The following is a 20,379-nucleotide window of genomic DNA, read 5'->3' as shown; positions in this document are numbered from 1 at the left end:
AATCTTTAAGTCTATAAGTTTACAAAGATTGGTATTTAGGTATTATGTGCATTGCGTTTATTTAGCGAAGTACTATGCAATATTGGCATAGAAGAGTTCGTATCGAATGGAATGACGAAAGTCAGCCTTGTTGTAAACGGCTATAACGCGGCATCTGCAGTAATGCAACCGTTTGCGTGCTTTGGCTAAAATAGCTGATGGATTAGCTGATTCATAGGAATAATATTTAAATACTTATGCGTAAATATGTTGCTGAATCAATTTCGATGCATCCGTCTAAGTCATGAATAATGCTAAACGCCTGCATGAATTAATAAACCACTAGTGATGAAGCATAAGAATATTTTATTTAGTATATTGTTTTTAACAGTAGGCATATGCACCTATGAAGTCAGCGAGGGAAAGAAAAGAGAGATTATTTCAGATAGTGATTGGCTGCTCTCGTTGTCAGACCATAAATCAACTGCAGTAAAAAGTGCCGATAACAAAGATCTAATCATCCAAAATGGCTTATTAAAGCGGGTGTTTCGCTTGGCTCCAAATGTGGTTTGCTATGATTACACGAACATGGTTACAGGACAGCAGCTTATCAGAGCCGTAAAACCTGAAGCTAGGATACAGATCAACGGAGAATGGTATGATATCGGTGGACTGAACGGACAAAAGGAAAATGCGTATTTCTTACCCGAGTGGTTAGATGAGCTCACGGCAAATACGAATAGTTTTAAGTTTGAGGATTATAAAATAGCTGATCTAAAGCCTTTACTTCCCTGGAAGGCTGATAAATGGTGGGCAACAAATACGCAGGCAGCGAAAGGGAAGGAAGTGGTTTTCGAGTACAGCGCTCCGAAGGCATTATTACCAGGCTTGAAAGTAAAGGTGCATTATGCTATCTATGATGGTTTGCCGTTGCTATCGAAATGGATAACAGTGGATAATCAGACCGGGGCATCGATAAAGATTAACCAGATTATTCACGAACAACTGGCGGTAGTAGAGGAGGAAAGTGCCGTAGTGGGCGATGTGCAGGACATGTATAAGCAGCACGGCATTTACGTAGAAAGCAATTTTGCCTTTAATAATGCCATGCGCTATCATCTGAGTGATCAAACTACGCATTGGAAAAGAGATACTACCTATACTTCTCAAGTGAACTATGATCTGAATACCCCTGCCTTATTGGAGATCTATCCGGAAAAAGGCGTGGGTGTAGAGCTTGTTGCCGAAGAGCAATTAACTTCGATACGAACCTGGGAATTATTGATGGATAGTTATGATCGGGAAAGAAGGGGCCTGGCTATCCGCAAAATGTATCGTACTATTGCGCCATGGACGACTGCCAATCCGATATTTATGCACTTGGTAAGCAAGAACGATGAACAGGTGAAAACAGCTGTCGATCAATGTGCCCAAACGGGTTATGAGGCTGTGATATTAAGTTTTGGAAGTCATATTGATATGGAGGACACTACGGCTGAAAATATAGCTCGATGGAGAAACCTGGCCGATTATGCGCATCAACAAGGCGTGAAGATTGGGGGATATTCGTTATTCAGCTCCCGGAAAATCAGTGAAAAGCATGATGTGATTAATCCAAAGACAGGTAAAACCGGAGGTGCGTTCTTTGATAATGCACCTTGTTTTGGCAGTGAGTGGGGGATAGCTTATAGTCAGAAAATCAAAACATTCTTCAAAAAAACAGGGTTCGATATCTGGGAAAATGACGGACCATATCCGGGAGATCAATGTGCCTCTACTACACACCCCGGCCATCAAGGGCTTGACGACAGTCAGTGGAAACAGCTTGCCATGCAGAAGGATCTGTATCACTGGTTAAACGAAAGGGGCGTTTATATTAATGCGCCCGACTGGTATTTCCTCGATGGATCGAACAAGATAGCATTGGGATATAGGGAGGTGAACTTTGCGCTGCCGCGTGAAAATCAGCAGCTATTAAATAGGCAAAATATATATGATGGGACATGGGAACAGACACCGGCTATGGGTTGGGGCTTTGTGCCCTTGACGGCCTACCATGGTGGCGGCCCGGAAGCGGTTTTAGAACCTTTAGCAGATCATCTGGACGATTATAAACAATTGATGATGCAATATTATGGTGCGGGGATACAAGCCTGTTACCGGGGCCCTCGCTTGTATGATACCGAAGAAACCAAAGAAACCGTAGTCGAAGTAATCAATTGGTATAAGCAGTACCGGGAAATATTAAATGCGGATATCATTCATCTGAGGCGCGCAGACGGTAGAGATTGGGATGGCATTTTTCACGTAAACCCGAACGGCGAAATAAAGGGATTAGCGATGCTTTATAATCCCTTAAAGGAAGCGATTAAAAGGAAAATAAAGTTGCCCTTATACTATACGGGAGCGGAAGAAAATGTTAAGATCAGCCAAGAGGGAGAAGCAACGAAAAACTATGAGTTGGATCGAAGTTACCATGTGGAGCTGGAAGTGGAAATCCCGGCCGAAGGATATTCCTGGTTGGCAGTGGAATAAGGTTTCCATCCCCGAAAATTTTTATAGAAAAAGCTTTCGTCTGTGTTAGAATATTTTGTGTACAGCAATAATAAGAATTTGCCATTGCCAATATTACTGATGAGTATGCGAATTAAGTTGAATGAGCATTAATTGCATTTGCGTATCTATGTAATGAAATAGTATTCACTTATATGACTGATCAATATTTATGAGGTATAGCTTTTTTTTCATCATACTGTGTGGTTTCCCTTTGGTGGGAGCGGGGCAGGCGATTATGGATGAGCAATTGGTTTTATGGTATGATAAGCCAGCATCCGTATGGGAAGAGGCATTGCCACTTGGTAATGGCCAAACCGGGGCCATGGTTTTTGGGGGTGTTACAAAAGAACGTTATCAATTAAATGATCATACCTTATGGTCGGGCTACCCAGAAGATGGCAATAATCCAGAAGCTGCCGCACTGCTACCTTCATTAAGGGAACAGCTTTTCAAAGACGATTACGCGGGAGCTGAAGCGACCTGGCGAAAAATGCAGGGACCTTATTCTGCACGTTATTTACCATTGGGTGATCTTTGGTTGGATTTTGGTTTGAATGATAACGAAGTGATGGATTATCGCAGGGATTTAGACCTCCAAACGGCCAACGCAGCTGTTACTTATGCTGTTGACGGCGTGAAATATACGCGAACGACTTTTATCAATCATCCTTCCAAAGTAATGGTGGTGAATATTAAGGCGGATAAAAGGGGAAAAATAAATCTTGTCGCAGGCCTTACAAGCAAGCTGCGGTATGATACCAAAGCGGAGGCAAATAAGCTCGTCATGAAGGGTAAAGCTCCTAAATATGTGTCTGCGCGCGATTATTTTCCAGAACAAGTGCTTTATGATGAGCATGAAGGGATGCGGTTTGAGGTAGCCTTAGGGGTTGATAATAAGGGGGGTGCGGTAAGAGCGGAGGATTCTACGCTCCATATTGAAGCGGCTGATGAAGTGACGTTTTTTTTAACAGAGGCTACCAGTTTTAATGGTTTTGATAAGTCGCCCCTACAGGAAGGCAAAGATCCTGCGGTTGAGGTGTATCATCGCCTTTCCGAAGCAGCAAAAAAGGGATACGATCGACTATTTAAGGAGCATGTTACCGATTATCAGCAATTATTCAAGCGGGTGTCCTTCCATTTAGTGGGGAAAGGTTTTTCTCATTTACCTACAAACATCCGTTTGAAACAGTTTGCCGAAGATCAGTCGGATCTAGGGCTACAAACCTTGTATTACCAATTTGGGAGATATTTGATGATTTCCAGTTCCAGACCGGGGAGCAGACCAACTAACCTGCAAGGACTTTGGAATGATCATGTACAACCACCCTGGGGAAGTAATTATACCATCAATATCAATACGGAGATGAACTATTGGCCAGCGGAGAATACCAATCTCTCCGAATGCCATCAACCGCTGTTTGATTTTATTTCCGAGCTTGCAGTTAACGGTGCAAAAACAGCTAAAATAAATTATGGTATCCAGGAAGGGTGGCTAGCGCATCACAATTCAGACCTGTGGGCCAAGACATCACCGGTAGGGGCTTACGATCAGGATAAGACCTACCTGCCGGGGGCATTTTGCTGGCATATGGGCGGGGCATGGTTAAGCACACATCTCTGGGAACATTTTCAATATACGCAGGACAGAAAATTTTTGAAGGAAAAAGGGTATCCCCTGATGAAGGGAGCTGCAGCTTTCATGCTCCATTGGCTGGTTGAGGATCCTAAATCAGGGTACCTTGTTACCGCGCCATCGACTTCTCCTGAGAACCTGTTTACCGCAAGTGGCGAACGATATCATATCAGTAAAGCAACCACCATGGATATGGCTATCATTCGCGAACTGTTTGAAGCGGTGGTGAAAGCTTCGGAAATTTTGCTGGAGGATGAGGCCTTCCGTATACAGGTAAAAGAGGCCTTGGGCAAATTGTATCCCTATCACATCGGCCGGCACGGCCAAATTCAGGAGTGGTTCAATGATGTGGATGATCCGAAAGATGACCATCGGCATATCTCTCATTTGTTTGGCTTATTCCCGGGAACACAGATCGATCCTGTGACAACAATAGATTTAGCGGCAGCGGCTAAACAAACGCTGATACATCGTGGAGATGTGAGCACGGGTTGGAGTATGGCTTGGAAAATAAATTGGTGGGCACGGTTAAGGGATGGTGAGCATGCTTATAAAATTCTTAACAAGGCTTTCACCTATATTCATCCGAATGATCAAAACGTTACTACGATGGGTGGAGGAGGCGCCTATCCCAATCTTTTTGACGCGCATCCGCCTTTTCAGATTGATGGAAACTTTGGAGCTACTGCCGGTATGACGGAGATGCTGATGCAGAGCCACAACGGTGTCATCAGGTTATTACCCGGGCTGCCTTCGGCTTGGCAAGATGGATTTATTAAGGGAATAAAAGCGCGAGGAAATTTTGAAATCGACCTGAGTTGGAAAAAAGGACAACTTGAAAAAGCTAAAGTTATGTCAATTTTAGGTGGAGCTTGTGCGGTGGAGGGACCAATGCCCTTAAAGGTGGTCGAATTAGGTGCAGACGAACAAGAGCGAAGAGGTAATAAACTTGCTTTTGAGACAAAACAAGGGAAAATGTATACTTTAGTGCCTATAAAGTAAAGCATATGTTAGCAGATATCAAATGGGGCATGATCGGAGCGGGAGACGTTACGGAAGTAAAAAGCGGACCGGCTTTTAAAAAAGTAGAGCATTCGGATTTAGTAGCTGTTATGCGGCGAAATGAAGCGAAAGTAAAGGACTATGCTGCGAGGCACGGTATAGCCAGATGGTATACGGATGCGAAATCACTCCTGGCAGATAACGAAATCGATGCGGTTTACATTGCCACGCCACCCAATACCCATCTAACTTATGCACTTATGGCATTGCGGGCCGGTAAGGCAGTTTACCTGGAAAAACCGATGACCTTGGATACATCGGAAGCACTACAATTGGCACAGGCGGTAAAAACTTTAGATGGGCGTTTATCCGTTGCGCATTACAGGCGGCAACAGCCGTACTTTAAAAAGGTAAAATCGCTTATTGCAGCAGGGGCTATCGGCACACCACGCTTGGTTTCCCTTAAGTTGGGAAAGCGTCCTTTATCCGAAAGCACCTTACATGATCCAAAAATGCAATGGCGCTTAGATCCTGAACAGTCCGGAGGCGGCCTATTTCATGATCTGGCACCACATCAAATAGATTTTATTTACCACCTTTTCGGTAATATAGCGCATGCTAGTGGCTTTGCGCTGAACCAATCGAAGCTTAGCAAAGCGGACGACATGGTGAGCGGACAGGTGTTATTTGAAAATCAAGTCCTGTTTAACGGTACGTGGGCATTTAATTTAGCCGAAGAAATTGACCGATGCGAAATTTTTGGATCTGAAGGTAAGTTAGTTTTTTCTTTTTTTGATTATACACCTATTGCGTTGATCAACGGAGAGGGACCGCAACAATTTGCGCTTGAGCGCTTGCAGCATGTACAGCAACCGATGATTGAAGCTGTAGTATCCTATTTTCAAGGTGAAAGGGATAATCCATGCACAGTGGAAGAAGGTGTAGAAGTCATGCGGGTTATGGATGTTTTTACAGGGACGGGATAACCACTTTACCGAGCTAATATAACAGCATGTTTAGCTAATATTGCTGTATGAAGTTTTCGAACAAAATGCTAACTATGTAGCTAAACTAAATTATAATGCCATTAAGACATAAACTTTCTGCTTTTATCTTTTTTATCTGCTTCAGTTTTGCGCAAGCAATGACTCAACAAAACGACTTGCGTTTATGGTACGATGCCCCGGCAAAAGATTGGATGCGCGAAGCATTGCCTATTGGAAATGCTTATATGGGCGTCATGTTTTTTGGTGGAGTGGAAGAAGAGCAGCTCCAGTTTTCGGAGGGTTCACTTTGGTCGGGTGGACCGAATGCAAATCCCAAGTATAATTATGGGAACAGGCCGGAGGCGTGGAAATACCTTTCGCAGGTGAGGGAATTGATCAATCAGGGAAAGCTGGAAGAAGCGCATACGCTGGTGGAGCAACATATGACCGGTTTAGCTCCGGTGAAGCAGGCGGACGACGATACGGATTGGGGTGATTTTGGTTCTCAGCAAACGATGGGGGATCTATTTGTACAGATAGGTCACGGCGAGACTGCCGTCGCTAATTATCATCGTGAGCTGGACATCGCCAATGCGATAGGAGAAGTAAGTTATGCCATTGGCGAGACACGATATCAGCGTACGTATTTTGGGAATTATCCCAAGGGTGTGATGGTATATCGCTTCAAATCTTCTAAGGCAGAGGATTATAGCATACAATACAATACCCCACAGCATAAAACCAATGAAACTTTTGAAAATAATCGATATAGCTTTTTAGGTTTCGTACCCAATAATAAGCAGGCCTTTGAAACAGCTTATCAGGTGGTCAGTGATGGGCAGGTGAGCTATGCCGACGGAAAGGTGTCTGTTAAGCAAGCGAAAAACCTTACGCTGATTCATACGGCCGCAACAGATTATCAGATGGACTATCCGCATTATAAAGGGAATGATTTTAAGAAGCAGGTTGCCAGTAGATTGGACAATGCGGTAAAACACGATTATACAGCTTTGAGAAAAGAACATATTGCAGATTACAAACGCTTGTTCGATCGGACGGTTTTTAAATTAACAGGGAAGTCGAACACTTCGTTAGCAACCAATGAAAGGCAGCAATGCTTTTTTGAAGGGGCAGAAGATGTTGGTCTAGAGGAATTGTATTTTCAGTATGGGCGCTACTTGATGATTGCCGCATCAAGACCGGGAGCAATGCCTATGCACTTACAGGGAAAATGGAATAACAGTGTGAATCCGCCCTGGGCGGCAGACTATCATACCAATATTAATGAGCAGATGCTTTATTGGCCGGCAGAAGTGACTAATCTTGCCGAATGCCATGAGCCTCTAATTGATTATATAGAAAGTTTAGTGGAGCCAGGGAAAAAAAGTGCGCAGGACTTCTTCCGTACACGGGGTTGGATAGTCAACACGATGAATAATGCATATGGTTACACAGCGGTTAATTCGGGATTGCCATGGGGTTTTTTTCCAGCGGGTGCCGCATGGCTAACGCAGCATGTCTGGGAGCACTATGCCTACGGGAAGAATAAGGAGTACCTAAGCCGTAAAGCCTATCCAATAATGAAGGAAGCGGCCTTATTTTGGATAGATTACTTGACACCCGATGGGCAGGGTTACCTCGTGTCTTCCCCTTCCTATTCTCCGGAGCATGGCGGAATTTCAGGAGGTGCATCGATGGATCATCAGATTGCCTGGGATATATTGAATAATGGTGTCGAAGCCGCAAATATTTTAAACGACACAGCTTTTGCCGATAGTGCCGCTTTGATTCGGGATAAAATCCTACCGCCAAAGATTGGTAAATGGGGACAATTACAGGAATGGAAAGAGGATGTGGATGATCCCAACAATAAACATCGGCATGTGTCGCATCTCTTCGCATTGCACCCGGGCCGACAGATTTCACCTTTAAAAACGCCCGAATTGGCGGAAGCCGCTAAAGTAAGTTTGGAAGCAAGGGGAGATGAAGCAACAGGCTGGTCGTTGGGCTGGAAGGTAAACTTTTGGTCACGTTTAAAAGATGGTGATCGTGCCTTGAAGTTATACAAGATGGTCATCAAACCAGCAGGTGCTGCTAAAAATGCGGCTGGAGAAACAAGCTACGATGGTGATGGTGCCGGATCTTATGCTAACTTGCTCGATGCGCATCCGCCTTTTCAACTCGACGGCAACATGGGAGCAACTGCAGGTGTAGCTGAAATGTTGATGCAGTCGCACACTGGCGCCATTGAGCTGTTGCCTGCTTTACCAAACACTTGGCAAGAAGGGGAGATAAAAGGACTAAGGGCTCGTGGCGGCTATACCATAACTATTGCCTGGGAGAAAGGCCTATTGAAAGAAGCTAAAATAGTTGCTGATCAAGAAGGGACACAAACTATTGTGTATCAGGGAAACGAACAGGTAGTAGATTTTACGCCAGGGAAAACACATGTCTTTTCTTCGAACGACTTCTCTGGGAAATAAATACGTATTAAGTATGTATGGATAGTAAAAATGCCCAAGCATCACTCGGGCATTTTTTAGTTATAAGACAAATAATGGTTGCGCACCAGCAAATTTTAGTATCCGGCGTTTTGCACCAAAGTACCTTGAGAGAGGTCAATTTGACTCTGAGGAACGGGTAATAGATAGAGCTTATCCGTCCAGTTTCTAGCTTGTGCCAAGGTGTTTCTTACGTCGTATACGTTGGTCATAACATCTGGAGCGATCTGCCATCTCCTAATGTCCATAAACCGTTGTCCTTCAAGTGCCAGTTCAACACGTCGTTCCTTACGTATAAATTCACGGAGACTTGCCTGCGAAGCATAGGTGTGACGATCTACGGCAGGCATACCGGCACGCTCGCGTATTTGATCAAGTGCGTCATAAATACTTGCATCTGGCCCACTTACTTCGTTTTTCGCTTCTGCGTAAGTAAGCAGTACCTCGGCATAACGAATTAAGATGACATTGGCATGGTTATCAATCTGTTCTGTATAGAAACGTGGATCCACCAGTTTTCTGAAATTATAACCCGTTTGCGTCATATTGGAAGCGCCTGGTGTCCAGGTATAGGTGAACCCATTGGACAGCGCATTCCAGGGTGAGCCATTAAACATAATGGTAGCATAGAAGCGCGGATCACGGTTTTTATATTCATCCGCAAAACGTGGATCATTGCTGCTGTACCATGCTGCACGGTCTTCACGGCTTACAGGGGTGATCGGATCGCCAGTCTGGTAATTGTCATAAGCATCTACTAAATTTTGGGTAGGTGTTACCGAGCTCCATCCGCCCATATTGCCGGGGAGGAGATAGGTGTTTAAAAAGTTGGCATCAACCTGTGGAATTTGTTGTCTATCAAGTATGATTTCACTGTTATCTTCATTTACCTGATGAAAGAGCCCCTCATAACTGCGAAGAGCTAGCCTAAAGTTTTGTTCATCATCCGTACCGTTGAAGTCTACCCAGTTGCTGTAATCATCGCGTTGGTTGGGCGCACTTTCACTGCTTACGCTGAATAAAGTATATCCCAGTCCCATAACTTCCTGCGCGGCATCTGCTGCTTCCTGCCATTGGCCTTCGTAAAGGTTTGCCCGGGCAAGCAGAGCCAAAGCGGCGCCTTTAGTTATTCTACCTTTCTCATTTGGTCGACCACCGGCATAGGTCTCGGGTAGTATATCTGCTATAGCACGTAGCTCATCAACAATAAATTGGAAAACTTCCGCCCTGGGATTACGAGGTACATTGACATCGTCTAATTCCAATGTCTCGGTAATTAGCGGTACATCACCGTATTTATTCATGAGCCGCAGATAGGCGAAAGCCCTGATAAAACCTACTTCGGCTTTGAAACGGTTGAGCAATGTTTCATCCATCACGGGGGCCGCTAAATCGGCGTTTTCAAGAAAATAATTGCAGCGGCGGATGTCTTCAAAGTTCCAACTTCCACTTAACGCTGTGGTTACATTGCCTGAAGAAAATTCCGTAGCAAAACTTTCCCAGGTATACTGTGCATGGGCATTGTCAGACGCCCCATCGTCATAAATGATTGCGTCTGCAGGTAATTGATTGTATACGCCGTTAACGGCTTGGTAAACATCGTTTTCTGATTGCCAAAAGGTTTCCTGCGAAACCTGATCTAATGGAGGTCTTTCCAAGAAATCTTTACTGCAGGCTTGAAACAGCAGGATGCTGCTTAATGCCGTAAGGATATATATTGAAGATCTAGTATTCATCATGATATGCATTTATATTATTCAATATTAGAAACGGGCATTTAAACCGAACGACCAGGTTTTGATCCCTGGATAGCCACCTCTTCCTGAAGCCATTTCCGGATCATAATCTGCCAAGCGGTTATCGGCCATAAACGTAAATGGATTATTGGCTGTTCCGAAAATGCGCAAGTTAGACATGCCGATCTTTTTGCTGACCTGCTCGTCAAAGGTATAGCCTAAGGTAATGCCTCGAATACGGAAGTAAGAGGCGTTAAATGCCCAAAAGGAAGAGCGATTGCCTTCGGCATAATTTTGTTGGCCATCGGCAGATACCAACAATCTTGGAAAGTTTGCGTTCGGATCCGGGTTTTCCGGTGTCCAACGGTTTTTGAGTTCTTCCTTAATACCTGCTCCATTGAAAAATGGATAAGCGGCTTCGTTTTCAATGTAGGTTTCTACATTGGCTACACCATAGGTGATCACATTTAAATCGAATCCTTTATAGGCCGCAGCTAAATTGAACCCATAATTAAACCAGGGGACATCATTACCAATGATCGTGCGGTCGTCTGCATTAATTATACCGTCACCGTTCAGATCACGGTATTTGATATCTCCCGGTCGGGTAGCATTACTTTGGAAAGCATGGTTTTCTACATCGGCTTCATCGATAAATAAACCATCTGCCTGGTAACCAAAAATAGAACCTACAGATTCACCAACCCGCTCAATCCAGTAGCTGTTAAAACGCTCCTGTGCACCGCCTAAATTGATGATCTCATTATTTATCTTGGAGATATTGGCACTGATGCTGTATTGAAAATCGTCTCCTATGGTATTATTGTGGGTAACCATTAACTCTATCCCACGGTTGCGGGTTTCAGCGGCGTTTACATATGGAATACCCCCACTTGGAAACCCATAGGATGCTAATACAGGGACTTGCATCAAAATGCCCGTCGTATTTTTTACAAAATAATCAGCCACGATATCCAATTTACCTTTAAATAAGGTTAGATCTAAACCGATATCAGTCATATATACTTTCTCCCAAAGGGCCAGTGGGTTGGTACCTAAGCCTTGCCACGCACCATCCAAAGGGTTACCTTCAAAGCTATAGGCGTAACCGGTATTGATCAATTCAAAGTAGTTACCTATACGGACCGCATCTTGGTTACCCAGGGACCCCCAGGAACCACGCAGTTTCAAGTTGTCTAACCAGGCAATATCTTTCATGAAATCTTCTTCCGAAACACGCCATCCTGCGGAAAAAGATGGAAACACGGCTTCCCGTAAGTCGGGCCGAAACCGTGATGAATGGTCAACGCGAATATTACCTTCTAAGAGATATTTATCGGCGAAGGTATAATTTATACGACCGAACACCGAACGCATCGCCCACTCTTCCTGCACCGTTCTGTTTGCTTGCCCATCATCGTCTGAGCTGATGTCTGAAGGGTTGGTGGAGCCACTGCCAATAGTGGTCATATCGTTATTGGGGAAGTTCTTCCGCCCTAAAAAGGCTGTTCGGAAAACATTGCTTTCCTGAGAGGCCCCAACAGTTGCTTTTGCGTAATGTTTGCCAAAAGTCCTTTCGTAATCAATCGTTCCCTGTACCAATAACTCCTGCCTTTTACGCCAATACTCTTGCATTTCATTGGGAAAGAAGCGGGTGGCGGTCATGGACTCACCGGTAATAAAATTAGGAATAGGCGCTATCTCTGCATCAAAGGACCACGAATTGGAGTTGGTATATTTCAAAGAAACCAATCCATTGATAGAAAGTCCTTTTAACGGAGTCAAGGTTGCATTTGCTGCTGTTTGCAGGTAATTGTCGCGATCCCAGCCACTACCGCCTTCCCGCAGTCGACGCAGCTGGTTCCTGCCGGCAACATCAGCGTTTGCTACACCGGCATTGATAGAACCCCAGTTGCCATCTGATTGACGTAATACCGCAGTTGGTAGCGAGCGATTTAACTCCGTCCAACTCATATCAGCTCCCTGTCTGTCGAAATTTTGTTTAATGAAGGAGAAGTTGGTACCTACCGTTAAGAGGTCGGGTAACAGCTTGCTGGTGGTGTTCAACTTGGCTACAATACGATCTTGTGTTTTATCTGGTATGAGTGACGACTGGTTTAAGTAGGATAAACCCAAATAATAATCAGTTACTTTGCCAGGGGCACTGATATTTAGGTTGACATCACTCTGCGGCGCACTGTTACGGATAACCTCCTTGTACCAATCCGTATTGGGATACAAATCGGGATCAGAACCATCGCCGAACATGCGGATTTCATCGGCGTTGAACAGTTCGGATCTGCCGGCGTTGCGCATTGCCTCATTATATAAAGTAGCGTAATCCTCCGAATTGGTATAGTTAGGGAGCTTGGTTGCTAGCTGTACGCCATAGTTTGCATTGAAGGAGATGGTAGGCCGTTCTCCTCCTCCTCTTTTGGTGGTAACAACAATTACCCCATTAGCGGCACGTGAACCATAAAGGGCCGCCGAAGAGGCATCTTTTAAAATCGACATGTTATCGATGTCGTTGGGGTTTAGCGAAGCAAACTCCTGAGGCGTGGCAGGTATACCGTCGATAATATACATGGGTGCCGGTGTACCTAGATTACTCCTTCCGCGAACGGTAACTCCACCCGTATTGTTGCTGGTTCCGTCGTCTGCTCTACCCACATCCCCTGGTCGTTGTAATACGGTTACCCCTGGTGTTAAACCCTGTAAGGCATTTTGGGTAGACGTAACCGGTCTGTTAACTAATTGCTCATTCTTGATGGTGGCCACTGCCCCGGTTAAGTTGGCCTTTTTCTGCGTACCATAGGCCACTACCACAACCTCGTCCAGATTGGTGTTATCTGGTTCCATGTTTACGCTGATGGTTTGATTGCCCGCTACAGGGATTTCCTGGGTTTGATAGCCAAGCATCTGAAAAACCAGCGTGCCGTTTGCTGGAACCTTAATGATATAGCTGCCGTCTGCATCTGTACTTACACCAATTTTAGGATTGGATTTTAAACTCACGGTTAGGCCCGGTAACGGTCCTTGTTCGTCGCTTACTATGCCCCTTACTTCCACTTCTGTCTGCTGGGTTGATTGGAGCTGCTCGTGCATCCTCATGTTCGATGCTAAAGCAGTTTGCTGATGCGCGGTAAGTAATGTACCGGCTATGGCAAAACTGGTTAACCAAGGGACCATCACCCTTTTGTTGATTTTTCCATTCATAATAGATCAGTTAAAATATGTTTTGATTGTTAGGGGAAATACTGTAGAAGAATGTTGACTCAAATCTTTTTCACGTTATCCTTTTGTTTGTTTTTTTAGTACATGAGCGGATGAAACTAGGGTTATTGGAACACTTTCACAAATGATTTCGAAACGCAATCGATTGATCTATTTTTACTTCATAAACACAATCGATTGCGTGTAATTGCGGTTTGTAATGTTCTTAATTTATAGATAGATTGGCTTTCGAAAAATGAAAATGCGAGCACATATAATCTCCTAAAACAAATACAATGAATAAATTTTTAATGCTATTTGCGCTTTTTATCGGAACCACGTTAACCGCACAGGAGCTCCCCTCAGAACTGCTTAGCCCAGAGGTAGTAGCCCTAAATAGGATGCCTATGCGTGCACATGCTTTTGCCTTCGAAAATCAGGAGTTGGCAAAGACATATGATAAAACAAATTCAGTAAATTTTTTATCGTTAAATGGCTCATGGAAATTTAATTGGGTGCAAGATCCGCGCACACGGCCAATGGATTTTTTCAATGCCGATTTTGATGATAGCGGCTGGGATGATTTCAAAGTGCCGGCCAATTGGGAGACAAATGGCTATGGCTTACCGATATACGTGAATCACCCTTATGAATTTACCGGTAGAAAAACCATGGGAGCAAACCTAAATCCTCCTTATGATATACCGGCAGAGAATAATCCGGTGGGCTCCTACAGAAAAACATTCACCTTGCCGGAAGACTGGGACGGTAAACAAGTGTTTATTCACTTGGGAGCGGTAAAATCGGCTTTTTTTATTTGGGTAAATGGTAAAAAGGTAGGGTATAGCACCGATAGTAAACTGGCCGCAGAGTTTGACATTACCAAATACGTACAGCCGGGTGAAAACCTCGTGGCACTGCAAGTTTATCGATGGAGCGCCGGCAGTTACCTGGAATGCCAGGATATGTGGCGGATATCCGGTATAGAACGTGATGTTTACTTATATGCTACGCCTAAGTTGGATGTGCGTGATTTCAAGGTAGAGGCAGGATTGACGGATAATTATACAACAGGTACTTTAAAATTGGAGGCACTGATACAGAGTTATAAAGTAGACACCAATACCCTAACCAGTAGACCTGACACCTTTTCTGTAGCCGTACAGCTTCTTGATGCTAAGGGTAGTGTAGTTTATGAAGATGCGACCAATGACGTACAAACGGTGTTGGGAAGATATAAAAGGGAGGTAACGTTCGAAACCAAAATACCGTCGGTTCAACAGTGGTCGGCCGAAATACCTTATCTCTATACCTTATATATCAGCCTAAAAGATAAATCCGGAAACCTGGTGGAAGTAGTGCCGGTGAAAGTTGGCTTCAGAAGTATAGCGCTTAAGGGCGCAGATGTATTGGTGAATGGTAAAAGAGTTTTCTTTAAAGGAGTTAACCGGCACGAGCACAATGCGCATACCGGTCATACACTAACTAAAGAAGATATGCACAAAGATATGGAGATGATGAAGAAGCTGAACGTCAATGCTGTGCGGCATTCACATTATCCGCCAGATCCCTATTGGATGGAGCTTTGCGATCAATATGGTTTATATGTTATTGATGAAGCAAATATTGAATCGCACGGCCGTTATTACGATCTGGAGTATACTTTTGCCAATGATCCAGCCTGGCGTGAAACGCATCTTTCCAGAATATATCGTATGTACGAACGGGACAAGAATTACCCGTCAGTAATTGCTTGGTCGCTAGGTAACGAAGCAGGCAACGGCATTAACATGTATGAAGCCTATGATTGGCTGAAGCAACATGATGTTCGCCCTGTTCAATACGAACGGGCAGGTAGTGAATACAATACCGATATGTTGGTGCCGCAATATCCGGGGCCTGATTACTTAAAATATTTTTCTTCAAAACCGCAGAAGAAAAGCATGGTCATGAGCGAGTATGCGCATATCATGGGAAACAGTCTCGGGAATTTTAAAGAATATTGGGAAGCTATTGAAAACAGCCCGTCACTTCAAGGTGGCTACGTATGGGAATGGATAGACCAGGCTTTAGATACCTTGAAAAATGGTAAACGCATTATGGCTTATGGTGGTGATTTTCCATTGGAGGGTCCGGTTAACGAAGATTTTAGTGATAACAATTTCTCTGTCAAAGGGGTAGTTACTGCACATAGAGAACTAACGCCCATGGCGGTTGAGTTAAAAAAAGTACACCAATATATCAAGACCTACTATAACGGGAATTATACGCTGAATGTTAAAAACACCTATTTCTTCCGGGACCTCTCTAATTTCCAATTGAATTGGGAATTGCAGGAGGATGGAAAGGTGGTACAGACGGGTAATATTTCGACACTAACCGTAAAGCCTGGCGACAGTACTTCATTGACTTTACCTATAAAACCGCAGATGTTGAAGGAAGGCAAAGAATATTTTCTGAATATTCGTTATGTGTTGAAGGAAAATGAGCCTTTCTTGGATGTGGGATATGAACAGGCTTATGAACAGTTTGCCTTGACTGATCCTATCCCGTCAAAGATGACTACGCCCGCGAAAGGAGTTTTGGAAATGAATAAGGTGGGCGATGAAGTTTCGTTTAAAGCTAAAGGCTTTGAAATTTTATTTGACCTGAAGGCCGGAGTGCTCACGTCTTATAAGCAGGGAAATGCCGAGCTTTTGACCAGCGGCCCTCGACCATCCTTTTGGCGGGCACCGACCGATAATGACATTGGAGCGGGATATAACCGTAAATTAAGGGATTGGCGAAATGCTTATGAAGAAGGGAAGATAACTGCCGCAGAGGTTAGGGAAGAGGCTGGTACTTATAAGGTAACGTTAGCCAAAGAACTCCTCGGCGGGGATGCGAAAAGTACGCAGGTTTATACCATATACCCTAATGGAAATATCTTAGTGGAGAATGCGTTTGAGGCTATCAAAGGCGATCATAAACTAGTGATGCGTATAGGGAATGACCTGGAATTGAGCACACATTTGGATCAAGTAACGTTTTACGGGCGCGGTCCCTGGGAGAATTATTGGGACCGAAAATCGGCTTCCTTGGTAGGCTTGTATAAACAAAAAGTTAATGAGCAGTACTTCCCTTACGCGCGCCCTCAGGAAAGTGGCAATAAAGCGGATGTACGCTGGGTAAGCTTCACTGATAATAAAGGAAAAGGGCTAAAGTTTGCTTATACGGATAGCTTGTTGAACTTTTCGGCATTGCCTTATGCTTTAGACGACCTGGATCCCGAAGTAGAAAAGAAACAATATCATTCGGGTGAACTTGAAAAGCGGAACAAAACACACGTACATATGGATCTAAACCAGATAGGTCTGCAGGGAATCGATAGTTGGGGCTCACAGCCGTTGGAGGAATATCGCTTGCCCTATACGGATTATCGTTATAACTACCTTATTATGCCATTAAAATAGATCGTTGCATTTTATCATGCATAATAACAGGGTTGGTGAACTGCTAGTCGCTAACCCTGTTTTGCTTTGGTACTAATCCATTTAAAAAGAGGTGTTTGCTTTGAAGTAACAGTAAAATTACGCAACCGATTTCGTTTGGTTATGGTTTGTATTCGCTCTTGAAGAACGATAATATTGTAAGAATTATGCGATAGAGATACTGCTGATTAGCAATTTTTTAGGTTTCAGATCTGATAAGATCTTTCGATACATGCACAAATAAAACGAATAGATATAAACAAAACATAAACAAATGATGAACAAACCATTATTGTTGCTGATGCTTTGTTTCTTGGGGATTACCAGGATCATGGCGCAACAAGGAGAAATTACAGGTAAGGTGATCGACCTCAAAGGAGAACCATTGCCCGGTGTATCTGTCATAGAAAAAGGAGAGCCTACCAACGGAACACAGACCAATGCTGAAGGACTTTTTTCTATCCAATTATCGGGTAATAGCAATACGTTGCTTGTTACTTATATTGGTTTTGAAAGCCAGGAAGTTTCGGTTCAAAATGAGGAAGAGGTGACGATAACCTTGACAGAAGATGTCTCGGCACTGGAAGAGGTGGTGGTTACGGGCTACGGTACGCAAAAAAGACAAAACCTGACTGGTTCTATAGCTACTGTTAGCAGCGAAAAGCTCAATGATATTACCTCTCCAAATATTGCCAATATGATGCAGGGAAAAGTAGCTGGTGTAGATGTAACGGCCAATACGGGAAGACCGGGAGCTCAACCTACACTTAGGATTAGAGGTAAAAGCTCTATTCGTTCTTCTGTAGATCCACTATGGGTAGTTGATGGTGTTATCTGGCAAGGTGTGCCAAACCTCAATCCGCAAGATGTGGAGTCCATGACGGTGTTAAAAGATGCTGCTGCTGCTGCGTTATACGGCTCAAGGGGAGCTAATGGGGTAATGGTAGTGACCACTAAGTCTGCAAAAGGTGAAGGAACGAGTACGATTAACGCGAATGCTAAAACAGGAATCTCAGTACTAAATATGGGAGGCTTTAAATTGATGGACTCCCAAGAGTTGTACGATTATTATGGACAGTTTGCCAATCAGGGATCTATTCCGTCATACTATACACCAGATTTGTTGAATACCAATACTGATTGGGTAGACCTGAGTTCACAACATGGCTTGAATCAGGACTATAACCTATCTTATATGGGGTCTACCGAAAAGGCGAAAATTTATGCAGCAGGCAATTATTTCAAGGAAGAGGGTTCGGTGAAAGGATATAGTTTCGAGCGTTTTTCGGGTAGAATGAATGTGGATTATCAGGTTAGCAAACGGCTTACCATCAAACCTAAAATAATGGCTACCTATACGGCAACAGACGACAGGCAACATTCTTTATATGATATGTTCCGGTACATGCCTTGGGATAAACCTTATAATGATGATGGTAGTGTGGTTAATGCACAAGAGGCGGGGGTGACTTGGTACGGACGTGATCGAAATAATTATTTATATGATCTCCAATGGAATTATACCAAAGGATCAAATTTTAACGGTTTGGCGAATATCGACTTTCAATATGATATTACCGATAACTTATCTTTTATTTCGACAAATAACATTACCTATATCAATGCAGAGTCTTTAGGGTATACCGATCCGAGATCAAATGCAGGCTTGGCTGATAAAGGACGTATCAATAACGTGATTTCGAAGCGTACTACCCGCTTTACCAACCAAATGCTGAGTTATCAGAATAGTTTTGGCAAGCATAGCATCAATGCCCTTGCTGCCTATGAATTTAATGATTATCAATATAATGATGTGAGTGCTACCGGTAGAGGTATTGTGGCCGGTGCTACCACAATCAATGCCGCGTCTGAGGCAATGAATATTGAAGGCACAAAATTCGACTATGCCTTCCAGTCGTTTCTCTTCAATGCAAATTATGGATATGATAACCGTTACAACTTGCAGGTTTCTTTCAGAAGGGACGGTGCATCCCGTTTTGGAGAAAAGCATAAATATGGTAATTTCTATGCCGTCAGTGGTTCATGGAATATCCATAATGAAAGCTTCTTCGATGTAGATAAGGTGGATTATTTCCGTATAAAAGCCGCTCATGGTAGCGTAGGAAATACACCGCAGTCGTTATATCCACAGTATGAACTGTATTCACTGGCAGCACAGTATAATGGATTACCCGCAGCATTTCCTAGCCAATTAGGCAACGATGAACTTACCTGGGAGCGTACCTTTGATACCAATGTAGGTTTGGAATTCGGATTGTTTCAACGCTTAGAAGGAGTGCTTGAAGTGTATAGCAAAAATACGAGTGGACTATTGCATTTTGTGCCTTTACCTGCAGTTTCAGGGTTTAGTGGTTATTGGGATAATATAGGTGCGGTAAGGAACCGAGGTATAGAGTTCAGCTTGGGGACCGATATTTTCAAAAGTGCCGATTTCAGCTGGCGCGTAGATATGAACATTGGTCGGAATGTCAATAGAATTACCGAACTGTATGATGGTCGTCGCCAAATATCAGGCAACCGTATCGTCGAAATAGGTAGCGACATTGATACCTGGTATATGCGTAAATGGATGGGAGTAAACCCGGAAGACGGTACACCGCAATGGGAAATGGTTAACCCGGAAACCGGTGAGGCCAACATTACCGGGTCTTACGATCAGGCCACGTTGCAGCAGGTAGGTACCTCAACACCTGATTTTTATGGAGGATTCGGGACAGCTGTAAATTACAAGAATGTATTCCTAAATGCTAATTTCTCTTACTCTAAAGGAGCAATGGTTTATAATGAAGGTCGCGATTTGTTCGATAGTGACGGGGCATATCCAACTTATAACCAAATGGTATTGAAGGATGGCTGGTCTAGATGGACACCCGATAACCCGAATGCCACACATCCGCAATTGGTGTACGGTGGCAACCTGAATTCGCACAGGGTTTCTTCCCGGTACATTGAAGACGCAAGCTTCTTAAGACTGCGAAATATCACGGCAGGTTACCGTTTCCCTGAAAGAATCATAAAGGCGTTGCGATTGAAAGGATTAGATGCTTATGTTTCCATAGATAATCTTTTTACCATCACCAACTATTCGGGCCTGGACCCGGAAGCTGCTATCAACGGCTCGATGTTATTCCCCGCGGACAATCCAGAGAATACAACGGACTTTCGAGGGGCAAGTGATAACGCGTCACCTTATCCTTTACCTAGGAGATTTACATTTGGCGTAAACGTTTCTTTGTAAGAAAAAGGGATTTAATATAAAGATGGCTATCGCATATAATGACT

Annotated in this window: 8 protein-coding genes; 6 read left to right on the top strand and 2 right to left on the bottom strand. The window is 43.8% G+C overall.

The window, feature by feature from the left end; translation table 11 throughout:
- Window positions 1-327 precede the first annotated feature (327 nt).
- The 4 genes from H8S90_RS03075 to H8S90_RS03060 all read left to right on the top strand — a co-directional run bounded on the left by H8S90_RS03075 (window position 328) and on the right by H8S90_RS03060 (window position 8,639).
- Window positions 328-2,514, top strand: a complete 2,187-nt coding sequence (locus tag H8S90_RS03075) for an alpha-galactosidase (RefSeq protein WP_187341139.1) — start codon at window positions 328-330, stop codon at window positions 2,512-2,514.
- Between the two features lie 190 nt (window positions 2,515-2,704).
- A complete protein-coding gene (locus H8S90_RS03070) occupies window positions 2,705-5,170 on the top strand; it encodes a glycoside hydrolase N-terminal domain-containing protein (RefSeq protein WP_187341138.1) in 2,466 nt (821 codons plus the stop codon).
- A 5-nt stretch (window positions 5,171-5,175) separates the two neighbouring features.
- Window positions 5,176-6,156, top strand: a complete 981-nt coding sequence (locus H8S90_RS03065) for a Gfo/Idh/MocA family protein (RefSeq protein ID WP_187341137.1) — start codon at window positions 5,176-5,178, stop codon at window positions 6,154-6,156.
- 95 nt (window positions 6,157-6,251) lie between these two features.
- Window positions 6,252-8,639 (top strand): glycoside hydrolase N-terminal domain-containing protein, encoded by a 2,388-nt coding sequence (locus H8S90_RS03060; RefSeq protein ID WP_255501782.1) that lies wholly within the window; start codon window positions 6,252-6,254, stop codon window positions 8,637-8,639.
- Between the two features lie 95 nt (window positions 8,640-8,734).
- Here H8S90_RS03060 and H8S90_RS03055 read toward each other — a convergent pair whose 3' ends face one another.
- Together H8S90_RS03055 and H8S90_RS03050 are read right to left on the bottom strand one after the other, a co-directional pair.
- Entirely contained in the window at window positions 8,735-10,396 is a 1,662-nt protein-coding gene (locus tag H8S90_RS03055) for a RagB/SusD family nutrient uptake outer membrane protein (RefSeq protein WP_187341136.1), read from the bottom strand.
- Window positions 10,397-10,420: 24 nt separating this feature from the next.
- Entirely contained in the window at window positions 10,421-13,609 is a 3,189-nt protein-coding gene (locus H8S90_RS03050) for a TonB-dependent receptor (RefSeq protein WP_187341135.1), read from the bottom strand.
- A 293-nt stretch (window positions 13,610-13,902) separates the two neighbouring features.
- Here H8S90_RS03050 and H8S90_RS03045 point away from each other — a divergent pair, with 293 nt between their 5' ends.
- Entirely contained in the window at window positions 13,903-17,058 is a 3,156-nt protein-coding gene (locus tag H8S90_RS03045; RefSeq protein ID WP_187341134.1) for a glycoside hydrolase family 2 TIM barrel-domain containing protein, read from the top strand.
- Between the two features lie 292 nt (window positions 17,059-17,350).
- Window positions 17,351-20,335 (top strand): TonB-dependent receptor, encoded by a 2,985-nt coding sequence (locus tag H8S90_RS03040; protein ID WP_222852227.1) that lies wholly within the window; start codon window positions 17,351-17,353, stop codon window positions 20,333-20,335.
- Window positions 20,336-20,379: the final 44 nt, after the last annotated feature.

This window comes from Olivibacter sp. SDN3 (assembly GCF_014334135.1).
Lineage (GTDB): Bacteria > Bacteroidota > Bacteroidia > Sphingobacteriales > Sphingobacteriaceae > Olivibacter.
Note: the sequence above shows the minus strand (reverse complement) of the source record. Positions and strands in the feature narration are given on the sequence as shown.